Source organism: Pontibacter beigongshangensis, from assembly GCF_014332515.1.
Lineage (GTDB): Bacteria > Bacteroidota > Bacteroidia > Cytophagales > Hymenobacteraceae > Pontibacter > Pontibacter beigongshangensis.
In genome coordinates this window covers 77,424-84,308 of record NZ_VFSD01000028.1, presented here as the reverse complement: position 1 = coordinate 84,308, position 6,885 = coordinate 77,424, and the positions used below count along the sequence as shown (strand labels likewise).

At 48.5% G+C, this 6,885-nt stretch carries 6 protein-coding genes; 3 read left to right on the top strand and 3 right to left on the bottom strand.

Annotated elements, in window-relative coordinates; genetic code table 11:
• Positions 1-158: 158 nt before the first annotated feature.
• Positions 159-767, bottom strand: a complete 609-nt coding sequence (locus FJM74_RS19865; RefSeq protein ID WP_007659731.1) for an RNA polymerase sigma factor — start codon at positions 765-767, stop codon at positions 159-161.
• Positions 758-1,861: a glycosyltransferase gene (locus FJM74_RS19860; RefSeq protein WP_187264382.1), complete on the bottom strand. Its 1,104-nt coding sequence runs from the start codon at positions 1,859-1,861 to the stop codon at positions 758-760. Before FJM74_RS19860 ends, FJM74_RS19865 begins: the two co-directional genes overlap by 10 nt.
• 420 nt (positions 1,862-2,281) lie before the next feature.
• Here FJM74_RS19860 and tgt point away from each other — a divergent pair, with 420 nt between their 5' ends.
• The 3 genes from tgt (at position 2,282) to FJM74_RS19845 (ending at position 5,562) form a co-directional block, all read left to right on the top strand.
• Positions 2,282-3,412 carry a tRNA guanosine(34) transglycosylase Tgt gene (tgt, locus tag FJM74_RS19855; protein ID WP_187264381.1) on the top strand — a complete coding sequence of 377 codons (1,131 nt, stop codon included), beginning with the start codon at positions 2,282-2,284 and terminating at the stop codon, positions 3,410-3,412.
• 135 nt (positions 3,413-3,547) lie between these two features.
• The gene (locus FJM74_RS19850) at positions 3,548-4,621 is read left to right on the top strand and encodes an LptF/LptG family permease (protein WP_187264380.1); all 1,074 of its coding nucleotides are present in this window, start codon (positions 3,548-3,550) and stop codon (positions 4,619-4,621) included.
• Complete coding sequence (locus FJM74_RS19845; RefSeq protein WP_187264379.1) at positions 4,621-5,562, top strand: DMT family transporter; 942 nt, start codon at positions 4,621-4,623, stop codon at positions 5,560-5,562. Before FJM74_RS19850 ends, FJM74_RS19845 begins: the two co-directional genes overlap by 1 nt.
• On the opposite strand, the gene ispE is transcribed toward FJM74_RS19845, so the two are convergent.
• Positions 5,518-6,327 (bottom strand): 4-(cytidine 5'-diphospho)-2-C-methyl-D-erythritol kinase, encoded by an 810-nt coding sequence (gene ispE, locus FJM74_RS19840; RefSeq protein WP_187264378.1) that lies wholly within the window; start codon positions 6,325-6,327, stop codon positions 5,518-5,520. The genes FJM74_RS19845 and ispE overlap by 45 nt on opposite strands.
• Between the last annotated feature and the right edge of the window lie 558 nt (positions 6,328-6,885).

Below are 6,885 nucleotides of genomic sequence, written 5' to 3'. Positions count from 1 at the left end.
CGAATAATTAGCACATCAGCACATGAACTAAACGGCAAAGCCCCTGCTACAACGAGTGCGGCAGGGGCTTCTAACCAATAATCAACCTTAATCCAAAATCTTTAAAACAGCAGGGAAGTTCAAATGCTTTCCCGGATGCCTACTGCCTAACATCTAAACTAGATAAGATGTTTCTTGTTTTTTACCATGTCGTAGAGCAGCTCCCGGGCGCGGTGCAGCTGGGCTTTTACGGTGCCGAGCGGCGCGTTCAGCTCGGTGGCGATCTCTTCGTAGCTCAGTTCGTTGAAGTAGCGCAGCGTAACCAGGCGCTGGTATTTTTCGGGCAGCTTGGCTACCACATATTGCATAATCTCGATCTTCTGGTTCTTGATGGCCTCTTCCTGCGGGTTAAGGTTCTTGTCTTTGAAGTCGATCGTGATCTCGTCGCCGTTGTCGATTTTTATGGCCGAGTCGATGCTCATCGTTTTAATCCTGTTCTTGCGAATAAAGTCGATGCAGTTATTGGTGGCGATCCGGAAAAGCCAGGTACTGAAGGCATACTCCGGGTTAAACTTGTGCAGGTTTCTGAATGCTTTGGCAAAGGCTTCTATCGTAAGGTCTTCGGCATCGTCTGCGTTGCGCACCATCTTTAACACAACGTGGTAAACAGGCTTTTTATAGATACTCATCAACTCAGCATATGCTTTCTCATCGTTTTCTTCTACAGCTGCCTGAATCAGCTTGAAATCGTGTTTAGCTTTTGCTGAAAATTGTTTGTTTACTTCCATCTGATTTTTTTATACATTAATACAGATACCCCAAGGAGCAGGTAGTTGAAAAAATAGACTACATCCAGCACGGGTAATAACGGCAATGAAATTTTTTCCTGAAGCCTGCGTGCAGAAAGCGTGTAAACCGGAAAAATGAGCGCATACCGCAGGCCCACAATCAAAGCCAAGATAGGTAATTGACTGCTGAATACAAGTAGAATAATAGTCAGTACGTAAAAAAGGAGGTTAGCAGCCAAAAAAGATCCAATTCTTCTTTTAGCGCCGGCACTATATTGCCTTCCTGCAGCCATGTGCCTTCTTTTTTGTGTAAGCCACTCCCGAAACGTCTTTTTGGGAATACTCTCTGTATGCGCCTCCCGATCGATGACAATACTTACTTTGCTGTTCGCCACGGCATCCCGAACAAAAAGGTCATCATCGCCGCCAATCGTTCTGATATGTGAGGCAAACCCTTTGTTCCTGAAAAAACACGCCTTGGTATAAGACAAATTTCGCCCCACACCCATGTAAGCGCATCCCCTGTTTGCATGAGACAGATACTGAATTCCGGTCAGTAAGGTTTCATAACGGATAAGATGATTTAAAAATCCCTTTGTTTTTAAATATGGCGAGTAGCCCAGCACCACATCAGCCCCTGAGGCATAGCCACTTTGCATTTTTTCGATCCACTGCGGGCTGCACGGGCGGCAGTCGGCGTCTGTAAAAAGCATGTGCTCATATTTGGCAGACCTGATGCCCAGTGCCAGGGCATATTTTTTGGAGTTCAGATACTCGGGGGTTTTCTTGATGGTAACGACCCGGAAGAAGGGAAATTGCTTTTCGATCTCGTAGAGGTAAAACTCACTGTCGTCGTCGGAGCGGTCGTTTATCACGAGCACCTCAAACTCCGGATACTGCTGGTCGAGCAGCATCGGCACCAGTTCTATCAGGTTGTCGAGCTCATTGTGTGCCGCCACAATTACCGAAACCGGCCTTCGTGTACCAGGCTCCGGATCTTTGTACCTGGTGAGCGGCATAAAGTAGAAGTAGGCAAAATAAAACTGTATAAGCACACACATAGCCAGTACAGACAGGAGTATGATTGAAATCAATATGTATGAATTGTTAAATGGTTAATTGTTGCATGGCCAAAATGGTGAATACCGTTAAATGGTTGCATGGCTGATCCGTGCGTTTGAAGGGTTAACATTTTTTTAACCATACAACAATTTAACCATATAACCATTCCGCCGCCTCCTCCTCAAAATTAGCTATTCTCCTGCCATTTCCGAAGCGCCAACACACATAAGTTTCAATTTTCTGAGCCCTGGCTGTTGCTATTCCATTCTAAAAGAAAAGAGTGTTTAACCAGAATTAAAAAAGTCAGATATCTTGTATCCGGCACCTTGTCTCTGCTGCGCTTGTTCGTATCTTTGCCGGTTCTGTTTTTTTAACCTGGCAACGCAATGGCTCCTGGCTTTTGCTGCTATGTGGCGCTGTTTTTGTATTGTTGCGCCTACATCAACATTCTTATGCAATTTACTTTAGTAGCAAACGATACCCAGTCTAAAGCGCGTGCCGGTGTGGTGCAAACCGACCATGGCACCATCGAGACTCCCATTTTTATGCCGGTAGGCACGGCAGGCACCGTAAAAGCCGTGCACCAGCGCGAACTCAAAGACGATATAAAAGCCGAAATTATACTGGGCAACACCTACCACCTGTACCTGCGCCCCGGCCTCGATGTGCTGGAGCGGGCAGGCGGCCTGCACAAGTTCAACGGCTGGAACGGCCCCATCCTCACCGATAGCGGCGGCTATCAGGTTTTTTCGCTGGCAGGTACGCGCAAAATCAAGGAGGAGGGTGTAAAGTTTAAGTCGCACATAGACGGCTCTACCCTTAACTTTACCCCGGAGAACGTAATGGATACGCAGCGCACCATCGGCGCCGACATTATTATGGCTTTTGATGAATGCACTCCTTACCCCTGCGACTACACTTACGCCAAAAACTCGATGGACCGCACGCACCGCTGGCTGCAGCGCTGCGTCGATCGTTTCGACAGCACCGAACCGAAGTACGGCTACAACCAGACCTTATTCCCAATCGTGCAGGGCAGCACTTACAAAGACCTGCGGGTAAAATCGGCCGAAACCATCGCTACTTTTGGCCGCGAAGGCAATGCCATTGGCGGCTTATCGGTAGGAGAGCCAGCCGAGATGATGTATGAGATGACAGAGCTGGTATGCGACATACTGCCTGCCGACAAGCCGCGCTACCTGATGGGTGTAGGCACTCCTGCGAACATCCTAGAGAATATAGCCCTTGGCGTTGACATGTTCGACTGCGTATTGCCCACCCGCAACGCCCGCAACGGCATGCTGTTTACCACACAAGGCATCGTGAACATCCGCAACAAGAAGTGGGCCGACGACTTCAGCCCGATAGATGCGGAACTGGGCGGCTATGTGAGCACGTTTTACAGCAAGGCCTACTTACGCCATCTGGTGCACTCCACCGAGATGCTCGGCGCCCAGATATCGAGCGTGCACAACCTCACGTTTTACCTGTGGCTGGTAAAGCAGGCCCGCGAACAAATCCTGAAAGGAACTTTCCGCGACTGGAAAGACCTGATGGTAAAGAAACTAATGACCAGGCTCTAGCGAGCCAGTTAAAAGTTAAGAGTTAAAAGTTAAAATCTATAAGTATCTCTCCAAAACAGAACACGGCGTGTACCTATATGTTAAAATTCTTTTACACTCTTAACTCATAACTTTTAACTCTTAACTTTTTAAAAGGTGAAGCTCCTCGATAAGTATATACTGAAGAAATTTCTGACCACGTTTTTCTTTGTGGTGCTCATACTGGTCGCGATTATCTGTGTAATTGACTTTACGGAGAAGAACGACGATTTTATAAAGCACAAGCTGCCGGTGTCTGAAATTTTGGAGTACTATGTTAACCTCATCCCCTACTATGCCAACATGCTCAGCCCGATCACGGTGTTTATTGCCACCGTGTTTGTGACGGCTAAGCTGGCGTCGCATACCGAGATTGTGGCCATCCTGAGCAGTGGGGTCAGTTTCCGACGTTTGCTGGTGCCTTATTTGATGGGAGCTTCCATTATAGCGGCCATGACCTTTGCCCTGATCGGCTGGGTAATTCCGAATGCGAACAAAAAAACGGTGGCTTTCCAGGTGAAGTACGTGAAAAGCCCGTTTACCTACGACGGGCGAAATATTCATATGAAAATTGCGCCGGACACCTACGCCTACATGGAGAACTACAACAACAACTCCAACATCGGCTACAACTTTGCGCTGGAAAAAATTACCGGCACTAAACTGACGGAGAAGCTGACCACTAACTACATCTCCTGGAACGTAGAAAAAGAGAAATGGCACATGGACAGCTACACCCTCCGGACTTTTGATGGCGAGAAAGAAACCATCTACAAAGGCGGCCAGCTGGATACCTCCCTGAACATGCGGCCCAAAGATTTTGAGAGTACCTACAAGCTGGAGCAAACCATGACACTGCCGGAACTGAACGCCTTTATCAACCAAAAAATAGAGCGCGGGGCCGACGATATTGAACTGTACCTGGTAGAAAAGTATGAGCGCTTTACTTACCCGTTTGCCATTATTATTTTAACGGTGATCGGGGTAATTATGAGTGCCCGCAAAGCGCGTGGCGGAGTGGGCGTGCAGATAGCGCTCGGGTTCGTGCTGGCCTTTGTCTTCATCATATTCGTGATCGCCAGCCGCAGCCTTGCCCAGGTCGGTAACATGGACCCCATGATCGCAGCCTGGATACCGACGGTCATCTTTACCGGCATCGGCTTTATACTTTACCGCTACATACCACGCTAATGCCACGCCTGCGAGATTACGTTGAACTCCATTTCATCATCTTCCTGTGGGGCTTCACGGCTATACTGGGCAAGCTGATCACCATTCCGGCTGTAGAGCTGGTGGCGCTGCGCACCCTCATCACCGTTTTGGCACTAGGCCTTATCATTTACAGGCGCGGCACAAAATTCTGGCTCGGCAGCAGCCAGGGCCTTAAAGTTTTTTGCGTGGGTTTCCTGATTGCTGCCCACTGGATGCTGTTCTTTGCCTCAGCACGCGTTTCTTCGGTTTCTATTTGTCTGGTGGGTATGGCCACCTGCAGCCTCTGGACCGCCTTTCTGGAGCCCTTGTTTACCAGGAGCCGCATCAAAGCCCATGAGATTCTGCTCGGCCTGTTTATTATCCTGGGGCTCTATATCATTTTTCAGCACGAAACCGAGTTCAACAACATCCTTGGCATTCTCATGGCAGTTACCTCTGCCCTGCTGGCCTCTATTTTTACGATCATCAATGCCGGGCTGGCTAAAAAGATGCCCTCCACCACCATCTCCTGCTACGAGATGGCCGGTGCCTGCCTGGGTACGGTGCTGTTTTTTCCGGTCTATACCTACTTTTTTGCAGAAGGCGGCAGCTTAAACTTTGGCCTCACCGGCATGGATTGGGTGTACCTGCTCATCCTCTCGCTGGCCTGTACGGTGTATGCCTACACGGCTGGGGTGCGGCTTATGCAGCGCATAACCGCATACACCATGAACCTGACGGTAAACCTGGAGCCGGTGTACGGCATTATACTCGCCTGGATTATTTTTAACGAGCACAAAGAAGTGTCAGAAGGTTTTTTCTATGGGGCTGGCATTATCCTGCTGAGCGTGTTTATTTACCCGGTGCTCGATGCCTACGTCATGCGCCGAAAGAAACTAAAGCAGCCCCTTCCAGACAAGGTGATTGTCGGGGAAGATTAAGTTTGCAGGCACCTCGCCTTTAAACAAGCCATATACAGCCGAGCCGGAACCCGTCATGGCGGCATAAGCGGCACCAGCCTCATACAAGTTTTCTTTGAGCGTAGCCAGCGCCGGGTATTTTGGAAAAAGAGCTTCTTCAAAATCGTTTTTCAGGGTGTGGCGCCAGGTTTTTACGTCCTGCTGTAGCAGTTCTTCCAAGCCAACTTCAGGTGCTTTCGGAGTTATGTTGCCGTAGGCTTCGGCTGTGGTGATGTGGATGCCGGGATAAACCACTACGCAGCTATAGCCTTTTAAATTCAGGTCAATGGGCTTAAACACATCGCCTTTCTCCACAGCCAGCACCGGCTTGTTCCGGATAAAGAAGGCGCAGTCGCTGCCGAGCTTCCGGGCATACTCCTCCAGCGTGTCCTCGCTCAGGTTTAGTTCGAAGAGTGTATTCAGCAGCTTCAAGGTAAAGGCCGCATCAGCCGATCCTCCTCCCAAACCGGCCCCCATCGGAATAACCTTGTGCAGGTGCAGATGCACGGGCGGCAGTTTAAAATCCTGCTGCAGCAGCTTGTACGCTTTCAGGCAGAGGTTGGAGTCGGGGTTGCCGGGCACGGGCAATCCGCTCATGGTAAATTGCTCCTCCGGTGCCGGCAGCACCTCCAGGGCATCGCACCACTGCACCGGGTAAAAACAAGACTCTAAATTATGGAAACCATCCGGCCGTTTAGCGGTCACCAACAGGCCCAGGTTCAGTTTTGCGTTTGGGAAATCAAGCATTTTATAAGATACCAGATGTTAGATTTTAGATGTTAGACTTTTTTGTCTGAATCAGGATGTGATTAGTTAATAGTTATGAATTAAGAGTTAGAAATTGATCATTTTTTACAGTTTTGGTCAATCATTCAACTGCTGTTTGAAGTCTTCTGCAGCAGGATTTCAAACAGCGGGACAACCGAATTCCTCCCTGCTGTAAATTATTCTAATGATTTTGCCCCTCCGGAGGTTTCTGCTGCTGCTGCTCTTCTTGTCTGAATCTTTCTATAGGGCCCCTACCCCAAGGATTTTCAGGATTTAAGGATGTGCTCAAAGCTTTTCTTCCATGCTTTTCGCCCAAAAGATTCTTCCAGAATGACAACAAAGGGTGAGACAGTTTTCAAATTAACCATTTAACAATTAAACCATTTAACAATCAACAACAAGCAACCAGCAACCAAATTATTCTAATGAAAAAGGCCCTCCAGAGGTTTCTGCTGTTGCTACTGCACAAAAGTTAGCTCTTTCTTCAAAGGTAAAAAATTAACGGCTCTCCTGTAGCCTCTCCCCTACCTGCTATTG